General features: G+C 64.5%; 12 protein-coding genes and 1 pseudogene. 8 read left to right on the forward strand and 5 right to left on the reverse strand.

Annotation, left to right across the window (positions count from 1 at the left end; translation table 11 throughout):
• Window positions 1–10: 10 nt before the first annotated feature.
• The 3 genes and pseudogenes from AB7535_RS04750 to AB7535_RS04760 all read right to left on the reverse strand — a co-directional run bounded on the left by AB7535_RS04750 (window position 11) and on the right by AB7535_RS04760 (window position 4,289).
• A pseudogene (locus tag AB7535_RS04750) lies at window positions 11–1,143 on the reverse strand (mandelate racemase/muconate lactonizing enzyme family protein).
• A gap of 22 nt (window positions 1,144–1,165) precedes the next feature.
• Window positions 1,166–2,623 (reverse strand): sensor histidine kinase, encoded by a 1,458-nt coding sequence (locus AB7535_RS04755; RefSeq protein WP_085404437.1) that lies wholly within the window; start codon window positions 2,621–2,623, stop codon window positions 1,166–1,168.
• A 391-nt stretch (window positions 2,624–3,014) separates the two neighbouring features.
• Window positions 3,015–4,289, reverse strand: coding sequence for a serine hydrolase domain-containing protein (locus tag AB7535_RS04760; protein ID WP_085404436.1), 1,275 nt, complete (start codon window positions 4,287–4,289; stop codon window positions 3,015–3,017).
• A gap of 162 nt (window positions 4,290–4,451) precedes the next feature.
• Here AB7535_RS04760 and AB7535_RS04765 point away from each other — a divergent pair, with 162 nt between their 5' ends.
• A complete protein-coding gene (locus AB7535_RS04765; RefSeq protein WP_085404435.1) occupies window positions 4,452–5,369 on the forward strand; it encodes an intradiol ring-cleavage dioxygenase in 918 nt (305 codons plus the stop codon).
• 748 nt (window positions 5,370–6,117) lie between these two features.
• Here AB7535_RS04765 and AB7535_RS04770 read toward each other — a convergent pair.
• Both AB7535_RS04770 and AB7535_RS04775 read right to left on the reverse strand, forming a co-directional pair.
• A complete protein-coding gene (locus AB7535_RS04770) occupies window positions 6,118–7,854 on the reverse strand; it encodes a bifunctional protein-serine/threonine kinase/phosphatase (protein WP_167768251.1) in 1,737 nt (578 codons plus the stop codon).
• A 55-nt stretch (window positions 7,855–7,909) separates the two neighbouring features.
• On the reverse strand, window positions 7,910–8,749 hold the full coding sequence (locus AB7535_RS04775) for a formate/nitrite transporter family protein (RefSeq protein WP_028146778.1): 840 nt from the start codon (window positions 8,747–8,749) through the stop codon (window positions 7,910–7,912).
• Window positions 8,750–9,422: 673 nt separating this feature from the next.
• Here AB7535_RS04775 and AB7535_RS04780 point away from each other — a divergent pair.
• From AB7535_RS04780 to AB7535_RS04810, 7 genes are all read left to right on the forward strand, one after another.
• Window positions 9,423–10,736: a CmpA/NrtA family ABC transporter substrate-binding protein gene (locus AB7535_RS04780; protein WP_085404433.1), complete on the forward strand. Its 1,314-nt coding sequence runs from the start codon at window positions 9,423–9,425 to the stop codon at window positions 10,734–10,736.
• A 61-nt stretch (window positions 10,737–10,797) separates the two neighbouring features.
• On the forward strand, window positions 10,798–11,694 hold the full coding sequence (gene ntrB / locus AB7535_RS04785) for a nitrate ABC transporter permease (protein ID WP_085404432.1): 897 nt from the start codon (window positions 10,798–10,800) through the stop codon (window positions 11,692–11,694).
• A 13-nt stretch (window positions 11,695–11,707) separates the two neighbouring features.
• Window positions 11,708–12,502, forward strand: coding sequence for an ABC transporter ATP-binding protein (locus AB7535_RS04790; RefSeq protein WP_085404431.1), 795 nt, complete (start codon window positions 11,708–11,710; stop codon window positions 12,500–12,502).
• 336 nt (window positions 12,503–12,838) lie between these two features.
• Window positions 12,839–14,230, forward strand: coding sequence for an MFS transporter (locus tag AB7535_RS04795; RefSeq protein WP_085404430.1), 1,392 nt, complete (start codon window positions 12,839–12,841; stop codon window positions 14,228–14,230).
• A 121-nt stretch (window positions 14,231–14,351) separates the two neighbouring features.
• Window positions 14,352–14,780, forward strand: coding sequence for a globin family protein (locus AB7535_RS04800; RefSeq protein ID WP_014497011.1), 429 nt, complete (start codon window positions 14,352–14,354; stop codon window positions 14,778–14,780).
• 10 nt (window positions 14,781–14,790) lie between these two features.
• Window positions 14,791–16,008, forward strand: a complete 1,218-nt coding sequence (locus AB7535_RS04805) for an NAD(P)/FAD-dependent oxidoreductase (protein ID WP_167768250.1) — start codon at window positions 14,791–14,793, stop codon at window positions 16,006–16,008.
• 14 nt (window positions 16,009–16,022) lie between these two features.
• Entirely contained in the window at window positions 16,023–18,728 is a 2,706-nt protein-coding gene (locus AB7535_RS04810; RefSeq protein ID WP_085404428.1) for a nitrate reductase, read from the forward strand.
• Window positions 18,729–18,916 lie beyond the last annotated feature (188 nt).

Below are 18,916 nucleotides of genomic sequence, written 5' to 3' on the forward strand. Positions count from 1 at the left end.
ACCGCTTTTTCTATTGAACCGCGAAGCGCGCGAGCGCCTCGCGGTCGATATCGATACCTAGCCCCGGTCTGTCAGGCACCCGCACGAAACCCTTCTCGTGCTCGATCGGCTCCTTCAAAATCGCCTGCCGGATCGGATGCTCGGTGCGGTCGAACTCGAGCATCGGTTCGATCGGCGCAAGCGAGGTCGGCGTGTGTGACGGCAGCACGGCGAGGAGCTGGAGCGAGGCCGCGATCGCGATCCCGGTGCCCCAGACATGCGGATTGTAGCGGATGCCGAACGCCTCGCTCATGTCGGCGATCTTCTTGCATTCGGAGAGGCCACCCGCGGCGCAGGTGTCGGGCTGGGCGATGTCCAGCGCATGCGATGCGAACAGGTCGCGAAAACCGAAACGGGTGAATTCGCATTCGCCGCCGGCGTGGGAATCGTCAGCGCGGATCGTACCGCGCGATATCCCGCGACATCCTCCGGCGGCACCGGCTCCTCGAACCAGCCGATGTCGTAGCGCTCAATCATGCGGCCGAGCCGGATCGCCGCCACTGCGTCATAGGCGTGGTTCGCATCGACCATCAGCGCGACATCCAGGCCGATCGCCTCGCGCACCGCGCGGGTGACCGCGGCGTCCTCGGCGATGCCGAAGCCGACCTTCAGCTTCACGGCGCGGAAACCCTCCGCGGCGTAGCCGGCCGCTTCCTCCGGCAGGTATTTGAGCGGATCGCCTGATTTGCGCCGGTAGAGCCCGGTCGCATAGGCCGCTATCTCCTTGCGCGCGGCGCCGCCGAGAAGCTGATGCGCTGGCACGCCGAAATGCTTGCCCTTGATGTCCCACAACGCGATATCGATGCCGCTCAGGCCCTGGATCACGACGCCCTTCTGGCCGTGATCGCGCAAGCGTGCGTAGACCATCTGCCACAGCACGTCGGTGCGCAGCGGATCCTCGCCGATCAGCAAGGGCGCGATGCTCTGCACCACCGCCGCCGTCATCCGCGCCGGCCCGTAGCATTCGCCCCAGCCGGTCAGGCCGTCATCCGTCTCGATCTCGACCAGCATCGCGGTGCGCGTGTCGTACCAGGCGCGCGAATAGGCGAAGGGCTGCGAGAGCTTTGCTTCGAGGATGTGCGTGCGCACCTTGGTGATCTTCATCGCCGATGTTCCTTCAATCCGTTCACCGCGCCTCGTCCAGCACGCACGTCACCGTGCAGACGACGCCGCGCGGCAGGAAGTCGACGGTCGCCTCGCCGCCGAGCTGGTCGCGCGCGCTGCGCTCGATCAGGCGCGATCCGAAACCGCGCTGCACCGGCTCCGTCACCGGCGGTCCGCCGATCTCGCTCCAGATCAGCCGCAGCCGGGGCTTCGGCGTGTCGGCGATGACCTCCCATTCCAGCGTGACCCGGCCGGTCTCGTTCGACAGCGCGCCGTATTTCGCGGCGTTGGTGGCGATCTCGTGCACGATCATCGACAGCACCACGGCGAGCCGCGGCGACAGCGGCACGGTGGGGCCGGCCATGCGGATGCGATCGGGATTGCTCAGCAGGAACGGCTGGAGCACGCGCGCGATCACGTCCCTCAGCTCCGAGCCCGCCCATTTCTCCTGGCTCAGGAGATTATGCGCCTCGGCGAGCGCACCGAGCCGTCCCTCGAACTTGGTCCGCTCGTCCCGGCTTGAACTTCGGAAGGTCTGCACTGCGATCGCCTGCATCAAGGCCAGCGTGTTCTTGACGCGATGGTTGAGCTCCTCGATCAGCAGATTGTGCAGCATCTCGCCGCGCGCGATCGTGGTCGCCATCCGCACCGCGAAGGTCAGGCCGGTCAGCAGCAGGATGCCGCCGATCAGGCTGGTGATCGCGATGTCGCGCCAGAGCGGGGCGATCAGCGATCTCTCGGCGACACCGGCCACGACCGTCCAGCCGGTCAGCCGCGATCTCGTATAGGCGGAGGACAGCGCGACGCCGTCGAGCGAAACGGTGGAGAGGGTCGCCTCCGGCGTCCGGGCCATCGCATCGTTCAGTGCGCCGGAGGCCTGCTTGCCGAACGTCTCGGCCGGATTGGGCGCGCGCGCGAACACGCGACCCTTGGTGTCCAGCAGCGACACCGTCCACTGATCGTTCGGCCGCTGCTGCTCGACCAGTTTCTGGAATGTCGCGATCGGCGGGCTGAAGGAGAGCGCGTAGACGACCTCATCGTTGCGCAGCACGGGAACCTCGACGGTCACGATCGGCCGGTTCTTGGTCGAGCCGGTGAACAGGTCGGAATATTGCGGTGACTTGCTCGCAAATACCCGCTCGACGATCTCGCGATTGTTGCGGGGTGGCAGGTTTGTCGTTTCACTCGTGACGGTCGAGAACAGCTGGTGCCCGCTCCCGTCCGCCACCAGCAGGACGCTGTCCTCGCCATATTGGCTGATGAACCCGGTTGCCAGCCGGCGGAAGTCGTCGAAGTCGCCGCTTTGCAGGGCGTTGCTGAGCGCCAGCACCTGCAAGCCGCCGGTCATCCGCTGCACTTCGGAATCGAGCACGAGGCGCATGCTTCGCACCGTCTCCAGCACGCGTCGTGTCGCGTCGCTGCGGTCCTGGCGATAGTTGGAATAGGCAATACCGACCGCAAAGACGATCAGCGGCAACATCGTTCCCGTGACCAGAAGAGCGAGCCGGACCGGCAGAGTGAGCTTTGACAAACGCGGGCGTCCCGGTTCCAGCGCAGCGGCGCCGGATTATGATTTTGGGGAGACCATACGGGTGAGACTTCCACCGCGCCACGATTTTCGCGTCCGGCGAGCACGTCAGGGAGAGATTTTGCAGCGCGGTCGCGGGCGTCAAGTCGCGCACCGAGGCTGAAAGCGGCATGAAGACCGTCAGGTCTGCACGTCCAACTGAGGAGGATGACGCAGTTCTGATTTTGTGGGCCGTGCCCGCCGTTCTGGTGCTCGGCGGCGGAATTTATCTGGTCGGCCATATGCACTACAACGACGGGCCCTCGCGATCGATCGCGAGGGCCCGTTCTTGTTGAGACGCAGCTCAGAGATTGCTCTCGGTGATCGCCGCATAGACCATGCTGCGCAGTTCGCGCCGGAGCGGATAGGCGCTCGACGGCAGCACCTGCGTCATGAAGATGGTGATCAGCTCTTCGGCCGGGTCGATCCAGAACGAGGTCGTGGCCGCACCGCCCCAATTATATTCGCCCGGGCTGCCGGCGATCAGCGTCTCCGCCGGCCGCATGGTCACGGCGAAGCCGAGGCCGAAGCCGATGCCGTTATAGGTGGCTTCCGAAAACAGCGAGCGCGACACCTCCGGCAGCGCGCGGCCGCCTGGAATGTGGTTGCTCGTCATCAGCGCCAGCGTCTTCGGCCCGAGCAGGCGGACGCCGCCCAGCTCGCCGCCATTGAGCAGCGCGCGGCAGAAGGTGAGATAGTCGGCGACCGTCGAGCATAGTCCGCCGCCGCCCGAGATGAACGAGGGCGGCGACAGGAACGAGCTCTTGGTCGGGTCGTCCTGGAGCGTCAGGCCCTCGCGGCGCTGGCCGGCATGGAAGGTCATGCCGCCACCCGGGTCGGCGGAGTAGCAGGCGGCGAAGCGATGCGCCTTGGCGGCCGGCACGTGAAAATCAGTGTCGGTCATGCCGAGCGGATCGAGGATGCGCGTTTTAAGGAACTGCTCGAAGGGAATCCCGGAGATTTTTCCGACGAGATAGCCGAGCACGTCGGTCGCCACCGAGTAGTTCCAGGATTCGCCCGGCGAGAACTCCAGCGGAATTTTTGCCAGCGCCTCGATCATGCTCTGCAGCGTGCCTGACTTCTCGACCTCGCCGATCTTTTCGGTGCGATAGGCGGCATCGACGTTGGAACGCTGCTGGAAGCCGTAGGTGAGACCGGCGGTGTGCCGCAGCAGGTCGACGATCAGCATCGGCCGGGACGGCGGCCGGGTCAGGAAGGCCGGCGCGGTGCCGGCGACGAACACGCCGAGATCCTTCCATTCCGGAATGTATTTGGCGACGGGCTCGTCGATCGCCACGAGGCCTTGCTCGACCAGCATCATGAAGGCGACGCTGGTGAGCGGCTTGGTCATGGAATAGATGCGGTAAATGGTGTCGTCCTTGACCGGCGCCTTGCGCTCGACGTCGGCAAAGCCCTGCACCGAGCTGTGGGCGACCTTGCCGCGGCGATAGACCAGCAGGTGCGTGCCCGGGAAGCGGCCGGCATCGATGTAGCGGCTCTTCAGATGCGCATCGACGCGGTCGAGCGCGGCCTTGGACATGCCCACGGATTCGGGCGAGGCGGGGGTAGGGGCGAGCATCAGTTCCTCCGGGGCGTTTTGTCGGAAAGTTGATAGCGAAATGCCGGCCCCATTCCAAGCCGGTTGCGCTTAACGCGGCCGGGCCTGCTGGTGTAGGCTGCACTGTGGAACGCCTCCAAGGAGCCCATCCGGGCCAACGAGAAAATTCAGGGCAAACGCACCATGACCCAGTTCAACGAGACCGAACTCACCGAAGCCGTCGTCAAGAGCTTCGACAATACGCCTGATGCGCGGGCAAAATTCCTGCTCCAGGAATTGGTGAAGTCGCTGCACGATTACGTGAGCAAGACCGGTCTCACCTTCGAGGAATGGGAATACGCCATCGATTTCCTGACCCGCACCGGCCACAAATGCACCGACACAAGGCAGGAATTCATCCTGCTCTCCGACGTGCTCGGGGTCTCCATGCTGGTCGACGCCGTCAACCACAGGGATCGCGAGGGCGCCACCCAGACCACGGTGCTCGGCCCGTTCTATGTCGGCGAGCACAAGGTCACCGCGCACGGCACCGACATCTCGCCGAACAATCAGACCGGCGAACGGATGTTCGTGCAGAGCCGCGTCACCGACCTCAAGGGCAAGCCGCTTGCGGGCGTTCCCGTCGACGTCTGGCATGCCGACGATGACGGCTTCTACGATTCACAAAAACCGAACTACGACGAGGTCGGTGCCTCGGCGCGGGCGCGCTTCATCACCGACGCCGACGGCCGCTTCTTCTTCCGCACCATTTTGCCGTGCAGCTATCCGATCCCGACCGATGGCCCTGTCGGCGAGATGATCACGCAGACCAAGCGCCATCCGATGCGCCCCGCTCATGTGCACTTCCTCGTCAATGCGAAAGGCTATGAGCCGCTGATCACCCACGTCTTCATGGACGGCGACAAATATCTCGATTCCGACGTGGTGTTCGGCGTCAAGGACGACCTCGTCGCCAAGGTCGAGCCGCGCAACGACCCTGAGATGCCCGACGGCGCCAAGGCAAACGGGCAGTGGCACCTGATGACCTACGAATTCCACCTCAAGCCCGGCGGCGGCATGGCGCCGAAGCCGCTGGGGGTGAAGGCTGCGGAGCCGGCGTGAGGAATTCTCGCTAGAGCGCGCTTCTAGACCGCTCGGTAGTCAGGGCGCGTGCGACGTCCGCTGTGCTTCTGGTAGCTGCGCAACAGCGGACCTCACTGGATGTCCGAGTTGGGCCAACAACAAACATACTGCGAACATAAAGAAGACGCGAGGCGAGCCGGCCTTAACGCCCCCGGAGCGTCCCGATCAAGCAGGACGGATACCGCCTGTTCGTGCAGCGCGTGGGTTCACATGCCACTCCCTCCGCCACCGCCGCCGCCACCACCAGCTTGTCTGGACGCTTCGAGATTTCTGTCTAAACGACTGGGTTCATTAGGCGCGTAACCGAAAGCTCCCGGATAGCCCTTCTTCGATCCCATTGTTTGTAGCTCATGCAGCGGAGCGTAGCCGGGGACGCCCGGGTGATGTCTCTTAGAGATCTTATGCTGCAGACCAAGTGCTTTGCCTGGTACACCCTGCGCAAGCGCGGCTGGTGCGGCGGCGATGAGAGCGGCGGCACAAAGTGCGATGATCGTTGTCTTCACTTTTCGGTCCTCCCTCCTTGAAACAAAAGAGCCCGCGTAGCGGATTCAACGCCGTCACGACGGCATAGTCGAGCGCAAAAACGTCTAGCCGCAATCAACCTTTAAACCCGGCTAATCGCGCGATGTTTGGGCTATTTGGCCGATGTCGCATATGGGTCACCAGCGGCAATGCTCTGGCGAACGATAATGGTTCCACTTGGCCGCTAGAAGTGGACGTCTGCGCCCTATCGCCCGTGCAGCAGCGCCAGCAGCACGACGACTGCGCAAGCAAGCGCTGCCGTGGTCAGCTTCCAGAACATCAGCGGGCTGCGCTCCAAGAGCGGCGTGATCCGTGTGTCGAGATAGGCCGGATTGGGCGTGCGAAGCTCGAAGACGAATTCGGACAGATCCTCGTGCCGCTTGTAGGGATCCGGATGGAGCGCGCGCCTGAGCGCGCCGTCGACCCAGGCCGGCACGTTGCGATCGTCGCCGGCCGGGCGATATTGAAGTCTCCGCACGTCTGCCTTGCGCCGGATCCTGGCGATCTGGGTGCCATAGGGAAGCGTTCCCGTCAGCATCTGGTAGCAGATCACGGCCAGCGAAAACATGTCGGAGCGCGGCGAGCCGCCTTGCCCCAGAAAGTACTCCGGCGCCGTGTACTGGACCGTTCCCAGGATGTCGTCGGCCTCGTCTCGCGGCGCGGCTTCCGCGACGCCCGCGACCCTGACCGACCCGAAGTCGATGATCTTCGCGGTGCCCGTCTTGTCGATCAGGATGTTATCGGGCCTGAGGTCCTGATGCAGCATTTCCATGCGGTGGAAGGCGCGCAGCCCCGCGGCGATCTGCTCGACCAGCCCACGGACGGTTTCGAGATCGGGGCGCGGATTGTCGGTCATCCACTGCTTCAGCGTCTGCCCTTCGACGAATTCGGTCGCGACGTAGAGATAACTGCGCCGTCTCGACTGTGACAGCGGCTTCAGCACGTGCGGGCTGTCGATCCGGCGCGCGATCCACTCCTCCATCAGGAAGCGCTTGAGATAGGCGGCGTTGTCGCGCAGATCAATCGACGGCAGCTTGAGCGCGACCGGCGCCTCGGTCTCCACATCGACGGCGAGATAGATATGACTGCGGCTGCTGCCGTGGATTTCCCGGATGATCCTGTAGCCGTCGAAGATCGCGCGCGGCTCCGGCAGCGGCGGAAGCGGCAACTGTGACGTCTGATTGAAGATGCCGGCCGGCTCGCGCTGCGGCACCGCGTCGATGCGCAGGATCTGGACGGTGATGTTGTCGTCGCTGCCGCGCCGGTAGGCTTCCTCGACGATCGCCTTTGCCGCCCCGTCGAGCTCGGCTGCGTGCTCGCCGAGTGCGCTGGTGATGAAGCGCTGGTCGACGAATTCATAGGCACCGTCGGTCGCCAGGATAAAGGTATCGCCGGCCTCGATCTCGAAAGCCTGGTAGTCGATCTCGATCTGCGGATTGATGCCGAGCGCGCGGCCGAGATAGGTCTGCTCCGACGACACGATGATACGGTGATCGTCGGTCAGCTGCTCGAGCGCCTTGCCGGCGACGCGGTAGACGCGACAGTCGCCGACGTGGAAGATGTGCGCCGTGGTCGCCTTGATGACCATGGCGGTCAGGGTGCAGACATAGCCCTTGTCGCGGTCATAGGCATATTGGCTCTTGCGCGTCTGCGCGTGCAGCCAGGAATTGGTCGCGTCCAGCACGCGGCGGGCGGAGGTCTTCACCGTCCAGGATTCCGACGTGCAGTAATAGTCCATCAGGAAGCTCTTGACCGCCGACTCGCTGGCGATCTGGCTCACCGTGCTGCTCGAGATGCCGTCGGCGAGAACGGCCGCGATGCCCTTCAGGCTGAGCAGAGGCTCTTCCGGAATCAGGACGCCGTGAAAATCCTGATTGACGGGCTTGCGCCCCTTGTCGGAGTGCTGGCCGACAGAGATCAGGAGTCCGCGGGTCATCGTCATCACCAGGCGAAGGGAGCCTCACCCTGGTCGGGCGAGGCTCCTCTGTCGAGACGTATCAGGCCGCAACGCGGGTCGGCGCAGCCTTGCCGGCCTGGCGCTTCGGCTTGGTCATGACGTGGGTGGCATAGAGGGTCATGCCGGTGAAGGCGAGGCCGCCGACGAGGTTGCCGAGCACGGTCGGGATCTCGTTCCAGATCAGATAATCCATGATCGAGAATTTGGCATGGAGCATCAGGCCCGACGGGAACAGGAACATGTTCACGACGGAATGTTCGAACACCATGTAGAAGAACAGCATGATGGGCATCCACATCGCGATGACCTTGCCGGGGACCGAGGTCGAGATCATGGCGCCGACGACGCCGGTCGAGACCATCCAGTTGCACAGCATGCCGCGCATGAACAGCGTCGCCATGCCGGCCGCGCCGTGCGCGGCATAGCCGAGCGTTCGGCCTTCGCCGATGTTTCCAATCGCCGCTCCGACCTTGTCGGGGTCTTGCGTGAAGCCGAACGTCGTCACGAAGGCCATCATGAAGGCGACGGTGAAGGCGCCGGCGAAGTTGCCGACGAAGACGAGGCCCCAGTTGCGCAGCACGCCGCCAAGCGTGACGCCGGGACGCTTGTCGATCAGGGCGAGCGGCGAGAGCACGAACACGCCGGTGAGCAGATCGAAGCCGAGCAGGTACAGCATGATGAAGCCGACGGGAAACAGTATCGCGCCGATCAGCGGCTGGCCGGTGTTCACGTTGATGGTGATGGCGAACCATGCGCCGAGTGCGAGGATGGCGCCGGCCATGAAGGCGCGGATGGCAGTATCCCGGGTGGACATGAAGATCTTGGACTCGCCCGCATCCACCATCTTGGTGACGAATTCCGAAGGCGCGAGATACGACATCAATGGTTCCTTTTGCTTCGTAAGTGAGATCGACACGCCCGAGAGAGCGCAGCTGAACATCATTGGCCGTGCGGACAGCTCTGCCGCGCACGAGGGCTATGGAAGGTCTGGAAGCCTTGGGAATCGCGTCACGAGGACTGAGCCGGGAGGGCCGCGAAGCAGTTGAGCTTCCGGGATGCAGCCGCCAGAGGCTGCAACAATGCGGCAAGCCGCAGTCTTCGTTGACGTCGGTGAAGAAGCAAGTTGCGTGCCGTGTGGGTGTGTTGGAAAAGGCTAGCGATATCAATCAGATGCCGCACGCGTTCAGCTGACTTTTGCGGACGCGCGGCCTTTTGCTTGGGCGGCTGCATAAGATTTGTGCGGCGCACAAGGAATGAGCAATCCGCAAAATCCGCGTGCGCAGCAGGCCTGCGACAGTCTGGCGCGGCGTCAATAACCCATTCATTTTTCGACATTTTTCGGAGTGGCGGGCTTGGCATGAAGCTTGAATCATTCAAGCCGACGCCATTGAAGCCGTCCCGCGAGACTTCTCATCCGATTTGCCGACGCCACCAGACGGGGGTCTCCCCCGCCATGCGTTCGCATGCGCCTGTTTCTGGCGTCACGGACGGACGGGCCACTCGCGCGCACTGACGCCATCAATTCTGCAACGATGCAAAGGACGACACTGCCTATGACCAAGCGCACCCGCCAGCCCTCGGGCCTGAGCCGCCGTCAATTGTTGAAGGCCGCCGGCAGCACCGCCGCTCTTCTCGCCGCCGCCAAGCTGAATTTCCCCGCCGGCGCCTTCGCGCAGGACGCAGGCCCCGAGGTCAAGGGCGCCAAGCTCGGCTTCATCGCGTTGAGCGATGCCGGTCCGCTCTTCGTCGCCAAGGACAAGGGCCTGTTCGCCAAATTCGGCGTGCCCGACACCGACGTGCAGAAGCAGGCCTCATGGGGCACCACGCGCGACAATCTCGTGCTCGGCTCGGAGGGGAACGGCATCGACGGCGCGCACATCCTGACCCCGATGCCGTATCTGATTTCCGCCGGCAAGGTGACGCAGAACAACCAGCCGACCCCGATGTACATCCTGGCGCGGCTCAATCTCGATGCGCAGTGCATCTCGGTCGCCAAGGAATATGCCGACCTCAAGGTCGGTGCCGACGCGTCGGTGCTGAAGGCGGCGTTCGAGAAGAAGAAGGCCGATGGCAAGTCGGCCAAGGTCGCGATGACCTTCCCGGGCGGCACGCATGACCTCTGGGTCCGCTATTGGCTCGCCGCCGGCGGCATCGATCCCGACAAGGACGTCGAGACCATCACCGTGCCGCCGCCGCAGATGGTGGCGAACATGAAGGTCGGCACCATGGACGCGTTCTGCGTCGGCGAGCCCTGGCCCGGGCAGCTCGTGCATCAGGGCATCGGCTACACCGCCGTCAACACCGGCGAGATCTGGAGCAAGCATCCCGAAAAGTCGCTCGGCATGCGCGCGGCCTGGGTCGACAAGAACCCGAAGGCTGCCAAGGCAATCCTGATGGCCGTGATGGAGGCGCAGCAATGGGCCGACAAGATGGAGAACAAGGAAGAGCTCGCGACCATCATGGCGAAACGGCAGTGGATCAACTGCCCGGTCGAGGACATCGCCGATCGCGCCAAGGGCAAGTTCGACTACGGCAATGCCGGCAAGGTGGTCGAGAACTCACCGCATATCATGAAGTACTGGCGCGACTTCGCCTCCTATCCGTTCCAGAGCCATGATCTCTGGTTCATGACCGAGGACATCCGGTGGGGCAAATATGAAGCTTCCTTCGACAGCAAGGCCCTGATCGGCAAGGTCAACCGCGAAGACATGTGGCGCGATGCGGCCAAGACCCTCGGTGTCGCAGCCTCGGAGATTCCAGCCTCCACCTCGCGCGGCAAGGAGACCTTCTTCGACGGCAAGGTGTTCGATCCCGAAAATCCGGCTGCCTATCTGAAATCGCTCGCGATCAAGCGCGTCGAAGTCTGATGGAACCCGCGGCCGCCGTCAGGCGGCCGCGTCGTCCTTTGAAGCCGGAGAGGGATTTTCAATGAACATGCCTGCCACGAAGATTGAGGTTGAGACTGCGACGCCTGCGGGTGCTTCCGCGCCGGTCGTCGCGATGACGCTCAAGCGTCCGCCGCGCAGAGAGGCCTACGCGCGTATGGCGAGGGAGACCGCCGTGCGCGTGATTCCGCCGCTGGTCGTGATCGCGCTGCTGACGCTGGTGTGGGAGCTGGTGTGCCGCCGCGCCGGCTCGGCGCTGCCGCCGCCGTCAAAGGTGTTCAAGGACACCAAGGAACTGATCTTCGATCCGTTCTTCGATCATGGTGGCATCGACAAGGGCCTGTTCTGGCATCTCTCTGCAAGCCTTCAGCGCGTCGCGCTCGGCTATTCGTTGTCGGCGATCGCCGGCATCGCGCTCGGCGTGCTGGTCGGGCAGTCGGTCTGGGCGATGCGCGGGCTCGATCCGCTGTTCCAGGTGCTGCGCACCATCCCGCCGCTGGCCTGGCTGCCGCTGTCGCTCGCTGCGTTCCGCGACGGCCAGCCATCGGCGATCTTCGTCATCTTCATCACCTCGATCTGGCCGATCATCATCAACACCGCGGTCGGTATCCGCAACATCCCGCAGGACTACCGCAACGTCGCCGCGGTGGTACAGCTCAATCCGCTCGAGTTCTTCGGCAAGATCATGATCCCGGCGGCGGCGCCCTACATTTTCACGGGCCTTCGCATCGGCATCGGCCTGTCCTGGCTCGCCATCATCGCAGCCGAAATGCTGATCGGCGGCGTCGGCATCGGTTTCTTCATCTGGGACGCCTGGAATTCCTCGCATATCAGCGAGATCATCCTTGCGCTGTTCTATGTCGGCATCGTCGGCTTCGTGCTCGATCGCCTGATCGCGGGTCTCGGCAAGATCGTCACCCGCGGCACGGCGCAGAACTGAGGGAGAAGGGCACATGACCGCCTATCTGAAGCTCGACCATATCGACAAGGTCTTTACCCGCGGTGCCGCCAGCACGGAGGTGCTGAAGGACATCAATCTCACGATCGAGAAGGGCGAATACGTCTCGATCATCGGCCATTCCGGCTGCGGCAAGTCGACCCTGCTCAACATCATCGCAGGCCTGACCGGCGCCACCACCGGCGGCGTGCTGCTCGAGAACCGCGAGGTCAACTCGCCGGGGCCCGATCGCGCGGTGGTGTTCCAGAACCACAGCCTGCTGCCGTGGCTGACCGTCTACGAGAACGTCAAGCTCGGCGTCGACAAGGTCTTTGCCAGGACCAAGTCCCGCGCCGAACGCGACGCCTGGGTCATGCATAATCTCAACCTGGTGCAGATGGCCCACGCCAGGGACAAGCGTCCTTCGGAAGTCTCCGGCGGCATGAAGCAGCGCGTGGGCATCGCCCGTGCGCTGGCGATGGAACCGAAGGTGCTGCTGCTCGACGAGCCGTTCGGCGCGCTCGACGCGCTGACCCGCGCGCATCTGCAGGACTCGGTGATGGCGCTGCATCAGAAGCTCGGCAACACCATCCTGATGATCACCCACGACGTCGACGAGGCGGTGCTGCTATCCGATCGCATCGTCATGATGACGAACGGGCCGAGCGCGCGCATCGGCGAGGTGCTGGAGGTGCCGCTCGCACGTCCCCGCAAGCGGCTCGATCTTGCGACCAACTCCACCTATTTGAAGTGCCGCCACCGCGTGCTCGAGTTCCTCTACGAGCGTCATCGATTCGTCGAGGCCGCGTAAACCAAGGTTTAACGTGGATGATAAACGCGCCTAAATAATCGACACCTCGCTCAATCCTTGTGCGCCGCACAAGGATTGAGCGAATCGCAAAATTTGCGAGCGAAATACACCTGGAAGAATTTCGGGCAATGCGAACAAGCCCCTGAATTCCCTGTATTTCCCGAACGCGCGCAATTGGCACGGAAATTGAAATACCTTTTCCGACGCCAACGACGACGTCCCTCAACATCATCAATCAGCATCGTGAACTCGCCACCGGGGCATGGCCTCGGCGCGCGCCTCCGCGTGGAGGCTGAGCCTGCAACGACGCAGCGGTGAGCCTAGAAGGGATTATCAATGACGACGAATCCGACTCGAAATCCGACGTGGATTTCTGATTGGCGCCCCGAAGACGAGGCGTTCTGGAATGCGGGCGGCAAAGTGATCGCCCGGCGTAACCTGATCTGGTCGATCGTGGCCGAGCATATCGGCTTCTCGGTGTGGCTGATCTGGAGCATCGTCACCACCAAGCTGCCGCAGGCGGGCTTCCACTACACCACCGACCAGCTGTTCCAGCTCGTCGCGGTGCCCGGGCTGATCGGCGCATTGATGCGCTTCCCCTATACGTTCGCGGTCACGACCTTCGGCGGCCGCAACTGGACCATTTTCAGCGCGGCTGTCCTGTTCATCCCGACGCTGTCGCTCGCCTATTTCGTCGGCCAGCCCGACACCCCGTTCTGGCTGATGCTGCTGATCGCATCGACCGCGGGTCTCGGTGGCGGCAATTTCGCCTCCAGCATGACCAACATCTCCTTCTTCTTCCCTGACCGGATGAAGGGATGGGCGCTGGGGCTGAACGCGGCCGGCGGCAATATCGGCGTCTCCAGCGTGCAGCTCTTGACCCCGATCCTGATGACGCTCGCGGTCATCAACCTGTTCCAGGCGTCCCCCGTCGACGGCATCTTCCTCCAGAACGCCGGCCTGATGTGGGTGCTGCCGATCGCGATCGCGGTGTTCGGCGCGGTGTTCTTCATGAACAACCTGACCACGGCCAAGTCGTCGATCAAGAACCAGCTTGCGGTGGTCAAGCGCAAGCACACCTGGATCATGGCGTATCTCTATATCGGAACATTCGGATCCTTCATCGGCTACTCGGCGGCGTTCCCGCTGCTGATCAAGACGCAGTTTCCGGCGATCTCGATCTCGATCGCGTTCCTCGGGCCGCTGGTCGGTTCGCTGTCGCGACCGCTCGGCGGCTTGCTCGCCGACAAGATCGGCGGCTCCATCCTCACCTTCTGGAATTTCATCGCGATGGCGGGCGCCACCGTCGGCGTGCTCTACTTCGTCGGGCACAAGGACTTCACCGGCTTCCTTGCGATGTTCCTGATCCTGTTCGTGACGACGGGCATCGGCAACGGCTCGACCTACCGCATGATCCCCTCGATCTTCCGCGAGCAGAACCTGTTCAGGGTGCGTGGCAAGGGCGATGCGGCGCGCGCGGCGGCGTTGAAGACCGCGAGCATCGAGAGCGGTGCGGCGGTCGGCTTCATCGGCGCGATCGGCGCGGTCGGCGGCTATCTGATCCCGACCGGTTTCGGCAAGTCGATCGCCATGACCGGTGGTCCCTCGCTCGCGCTCGCGATCTACCTCGCTTTCTACGCCTCCTGCCTCGGACTGACCTGGTGGTTCTACCTGCGTCGCAGCCCGCAGGGTGAGGGCGCGTCAAGCCTCGCGGAAGCGCGAGTCTGAGTTTGGCACGAATGTCGCTTCTCCCCGTACGCGGGGAGAAGACTCTCTGATGACGTTTGACCCATGAACCTTGTTCGCAACGGCGCGGACAAAGGCAGACCGAAACAGACAGGAGAACATCATGACTTCAGAACAGATTGCCCTCGTCCAGCAGAGCTTTTCCAAGGTCGCGCCGATTTCAGAGGCGGCCGCGGTGCTGTTCTACGATCGCCTGTTCGAGGTGGCGCCGTCCGTGCGCGCGATGTTTCCCGAGGACATGACCGAGCAGCGCAAGAAGCTGATGGGCATGCTCGCGGCCGTCGTCGGCGGCCTGTCGAAGCTCGAGACGATTCTTCCCGCGGCCTCGGCGCTCGCCAAGCGTCACGTCGCCTATGGCGCCAAGGCCGAGCACTATCCGGTGGTCGGCGCGACCTTGCTCTGGACCCTCGAGAAGGGCCTCGGCGAGGCCTGGACGCCCGAACTCGCCACGGCCTGGACCGACGCTTACGGCGTCCTGTCCGGCTACATGATTTCCGAGGCCTATGGCGCACAGGCGCAGGCCGCCGAATAGGAGATGCCTTGTGAGTGAACCGCTGGTCATCGTCGGTAACGGTATGGCGGCCGCGCGTCTGGTCGACGAGCTCGCCAAGACCTCGCTCGGCCGCTACGCGGTCGCGGTGATCGGCGAAGAGCCGCGGCTCGCTTACAATCGCGTGCTGCTCTCCTCCGTGCTGGCCGGCGAGACCGGCTCGCACGAGATCGAGCTGAGGCCGGCTGACTGGTGGCGCCATCGCGGCGTCACCGTGCGCTACGGCTATCGCGTCACCGAGATCGACACCGGCCGCCGTGAGCTCAAGATCGAAGGTGAAGAGAGCGTCGAATATTCCAAGCTCGTGCTCGCCACCGGCTCGACGCCGCTGCGGCTCAACGTGCCGGGCGCCGATCTCACCGGGGTGCACACCTTTCGCGATACGCGCGACGTCGATCTGCTGCTGACGCTCGCTGCGGCGAAGAAGCGTGTCGTCGTGGTCGGCGGTGGCCTGCTCGGACTCGAAGCGGCCTATGGCCTTGCGAAAGCCGGCGCGCCGGTGACGCTGCTGCACCTGATGGACCGGCTGATGGAGCGCCAGCTCGATCTGCCGGCGGCCGACCTGCTGAAGACGCTGGTCGAGCGCAAGGGCATCCGCATCCTGCTTAACGCCTCCACCGCCCGCATTCACGGCGAGGGCCATGTCGAAGCCGTCGAGCTCGCCGACGGCACGCGCATCGAGGCGGATGCCGTGATCTTCGCCGCCGGCATCAGGCCGAATGTGGCGCTTGCCAAAGAGGCGGGCATCGCGGTCAACCGTGGCATCGTCGTCAACGACGAGATGCAGACGGCCTCGCCCGACATCTACGCGCTCGGCGAATGTGCCGAGCATCGCGGCACCTGCTACGGCCTGGTCGAGCCCGCTTACGAGCAGGCGCGCGTGCTGGCGCGGCATCTCGCCGGCCGTCCCGCCGCCTATCAGGGCAGCGTGGTCTCGACCAATCTGAAGGTCTCCGGCGTCAGCGTCTTCTCCGCCGGCGACTTCATGGGTGGGGACGGCAGCGAGAGCCTGGTGCTGTCAGACCGCAGGCGCGGCACCTACAAGAAGCTCGTCATCGCCGACGGCCGGCTCACCGGCGCGGTGCTGATCGGCGATACCGTCGATGCGCTCTGGTATCTCGAGCTGATCCGCAATCGCGACAAGGTGACGGCGATCCGCACCGACATGATGTTCGGCCGCGCGCTGGCGCGTCCTTCCAAGGCGGCTTGATAAGGCAGCTCGATATGACGGCGATCGATCCCACGCTCCGCGCCACCAAGACGACCTGTCCCTATTGCGGCGTCGGCTGCGGCGTGCTGGCGACGCCCGACGGCAACGGTGGCGCGGCGATCGCGGGCGACCCGGATCATCCCGCCAATTTCGGCCGGCTGTGCTCGAAGGGCTCCGCGCTCGGCGAGACCGTCGGGCTGGAGAGCCGGCTGCTCTATCCGATGATCCGCTGCAAGGGCGTGCTGGAGCGTGTCGCCTGGAGCGACGCGCTCGATCACGTCGCCCATCGCATGCAGCACATCGTGGCGCGCGACGGCGCCGATGCGGTCGCGTTCTATCTCTCGGGCCAGCTCCTGACCGAGGACTATTACGTCGCCAACAAGCTGATGAAGGGCTTTGTCGGCACGGCCAATGTCGACACCAATTCGCGGCTCTGCATGTCGTCCTCGGTCGCCGGCCATCGCCGCGCCTTCGGTGCGGACACCGTGCCCGGCTGCTACGAGGATCTCGACCAGGCTGACTTGCTCGTGTTCGTCGGCTCGAACGCGGCCTGGTGCCATCCCGTGCTGTTCCAGCGCATGCTGAAGAACCGGCAGGAACGCAGCGCGCGCATGATCGTGATCGATCCGCGCCGGACCGACACGGCCAGCGACGTCGACCTGTTCCTCGGCCTCAAGCCCGGCACCGACACCGCGCTGTTCTCCGGCCTGTTCGTCCATCTCGCCGACAATGGCGCGCTGGACCAGGATTACATCGCGCAGAACACGTCGGGCTTCGATGACGCGCTGACGCGCGCGCGCAACATCGCCGGCAGTGTCTCCGCGACCGCACTGGCGACGGGTCTGTCCGAACAGGACGTCGCCACCTTCTTCAAGATGTTCCGCGACACCGAGCGAGTCGTCACGCTCTATTCGCAGGGCGTCAACCAGTCGGCGCAGGGCACCGACAAGGTCAACGCGATCCTGAACTGCCATCTTGCCACGGGACGCATCGGCAAGCCGGGCGCCTCGCCGTTCTCGCTCACCGGCCAGCCCAACGCGATGGGCGGCCGCGAGGTCGGCGGCCTTGCCAACCAGCTCGCCGCGCATATGAACTTCACGCCGCCCGACATCGACCGTGTCAGGCGGTTCTGGAAGGCGCCGCGCATCGCCACCCATGAAGGGTTGAAGGCGGTGCAGCTGTTCGAGGCGATCAACCGCGGCGAGGTCAAGGCGCTCTGGGTGATGGGCACCAACCCGGCGGTGTCATTGCCGGACGCGGACGTCGTACGTGAAGCGCTGAAGAAGCTCGAGCTGTTCGTGGTGTCCGAGAACGTGCTCTCCAACGACACCGTCGAGGCCGGCCCGCATGTGCTGCTGCCGGCGCTGGCCTGGGGCGAGAAGTCGGGCACGGTGACCAACTCCGAACGCCGCATCTCGCGCCAGCGCTCGTTCCTGCCGGCGCCGGGCGAGGCGCGGCCGGACTGGTGGATTCTGAGCGAGACCGCAAAGCGGCTCGGCTTCGGCGACAGCTTCAACTACAAATCCGCCGCTGATATTTTCCGCGAGCACGCGGCGCTTTCGGCGTTCGAGAACGATGGCAGCCGCGATTTCGACATCGGCGCGCTGACCGCGCTCTCGGACGAGGCCTTCGACGCCTTGAAGCCGGTGCAATGGCCGGCGCGCGAAGGCGAGGCGGCCGGCGAGCGCTTCTTCGCGAACGGCGGCTTCTTCACCAATGACGGCAAAGGCCGCTTCGTCGCGCCGGAGGTGCCGTCGCTGCGCGGCGAAACCGGCCCGTCGCGCCCGCTGCGGCTCAACACCGGACGTATCCGCGACCAGTGGCACACCATGACGCGCACGGGGCTCAGCCAGCGTCTCGGCGCGCATCTGCCGGAGCCGTTCGTCGAGATCCACCCGGATGATGCCAGCAAACACGGCATCGCGCATGACGGCTACGCCCGCATCACCACCGATTACGGCCAGTGCATCCTGAAGGTCGTCGTCAGCGACCGTCAGCAGCGCGGCACGCTGTTCGCGCCGATCCACTGGAGTGCGATGAGCGCCTCGCACGGCCGCGTCGGGGCGCTCGTGCAGTCCTTCACCGATCCGTTCTCGGGCCAGCCGGAGTCGAAAGCCACGCCGGCGGCGATCTCGCCTTATGAATACGTCTTCCGCGGCTTTGCGCTGTCGCGCAAGCAGCTCGATCTGCCGCCGAACCTGATGTGGACCCGTGTCACGGTTTCGGGCGGCTTCGGCTATCTCTTCGCCGACAATGCGGATCTGTCGCGCTGGCCGGCCTGGCTCGACGGTGTCGCCGGCGAGGATGTCGCCGACTATCGCGACTTCGGCGGCGGCGTTTATCGCGCGGCCTCGTTCGCGGGCGACCGCATCGAGACCTGCCTATTCGTCGGCCCCGCGCATGATGCCGGCGACTGGGAGGTGGTGAAGAGCCTGTTCGTGGCCGATCACGTCACCGACGAGCAGCGCCGCATGCTGCTGTCAGGCAAATCGACGGAGGGCGCGGCCTCGACCGGCCCCATCGTCTGCGCCTGCTTCGGCGTCGGCCGCGGCACCATCTGCGACACCATCGCGAGCGGCGCGCGCACGGCGGCCGAGATCGGCGCCAAGCTCAAGGCCGGCACCAATTGCGGGTCATGTATCCCCGAGCTGAAGCAGTTGATCGCGACGACGGAAGTGGCGCCGGCGAAGCAGGCGAAGGTCGCGGCGGCTGCGGGGTAGGGGATCTCTCCAGACTGGGAGACTGTCTCGTGCCCCGGACGCTGCGCAGCACGAAGTGATGCGCTGCAGAGCCGGGGCCCATCTCACAGCAGAGTGTTTGGCCTTTCTGGGTCCCGGCTCTGCGCAGCAGCGTTTCACGCTGCAGCGCGTCCGGGACACGAGAGTGACGTGGACGCAGCCATGTCCTT

It is taken from the genome of Bradyrhizobium sp. 956_D2_N1_4 (assembly GCF_052076025.1).
Classification (GTDB): Bacteria; Pseudomonadota; Alphaproteobacteria; order Rhizobiales; family Xanthobacteraceae; genus Bradyrhizobium; species Bradyrhizobium barranii.

Bases quoted from the DNA above. Each gene is read 5' to 3' on its own strand.
- AB7535_RS04755 (WP_085404437.1), bottom strand. From the start codon at position 2,623: ATGTTGCCGCTGATCGTCTTTGCGGTCGGTATTGCCTATTCCAACTAT.
- AB7535_RS04760 (WP_085404436.1), bottom strand. From the start codon at position 4,289: ATGCTCGCCCCTACCCCCGCCTCGCCCGAATCCGTGGGCATGTCCAAG.
- AB7535_RS04765 (WP_085404435.1), top strand. From the start codon at position 4,452: ATGACCCAGTTCAACGAGACCGAACTCACCGAAGCCGTCGTCAAGAGC.
- AB7535_RS04770 (WP_167768251.1), bottom strand. From the start codon at position 7,854: ATGACGATGACCCGCGGACTCCTGATCTCTGTCGGCCAGCACTCCGAC.
- AB7535_RS04775 (WP_028146778.1), bottom strand. From the start codon at position 8,749: ATGTCGTATCTCGCGCCTTCGGAATTCGTCACCAAGATGGTGGATGCG.
- AB7535_RS04780 (WP_085404433.1), top strand. From the start codon at position 9,423: ATGACCAAGCGCACCCGCCAGCCCTCGGGCCTGAGCCGCCGTCAATTG.
- ntrB (WP_085404432.1), top strand. From the start codon at position 10,798: ATGAACATGCCTGCCACGAAGATTGAGGTTGAGACTGCGACGCCTGCG.
- AB7535_RS04790 (WP_085404431.1), top strand. From the start codon at position 11,708: ATGACCGCCTATCTGAAGCTCGACCATATCGACAAGGTCTTTACCCGC.
- AB7535_RS04795 (WP_085404430.1), top strand. From the start codon at position 12,839: ATGACGACGAATCCGACTCGAAATCCGACGTGGATTTCTGATTGGCGC.
- AB7535_RS04800 (WP_014497011.1), top strand. From the start codon at position 14,352: ATGACTTCAGAACAGATTGCCCTCGTCCAGCAGAGCTTTTCCAAGGTC.
- AB7535_RS04810 (WP_085404428.1), top strand. From the start codon at position 16,023: ATGACGGCGATCGATCCCACGCTCCGCGCCACCAAGACGACCTGTCCC.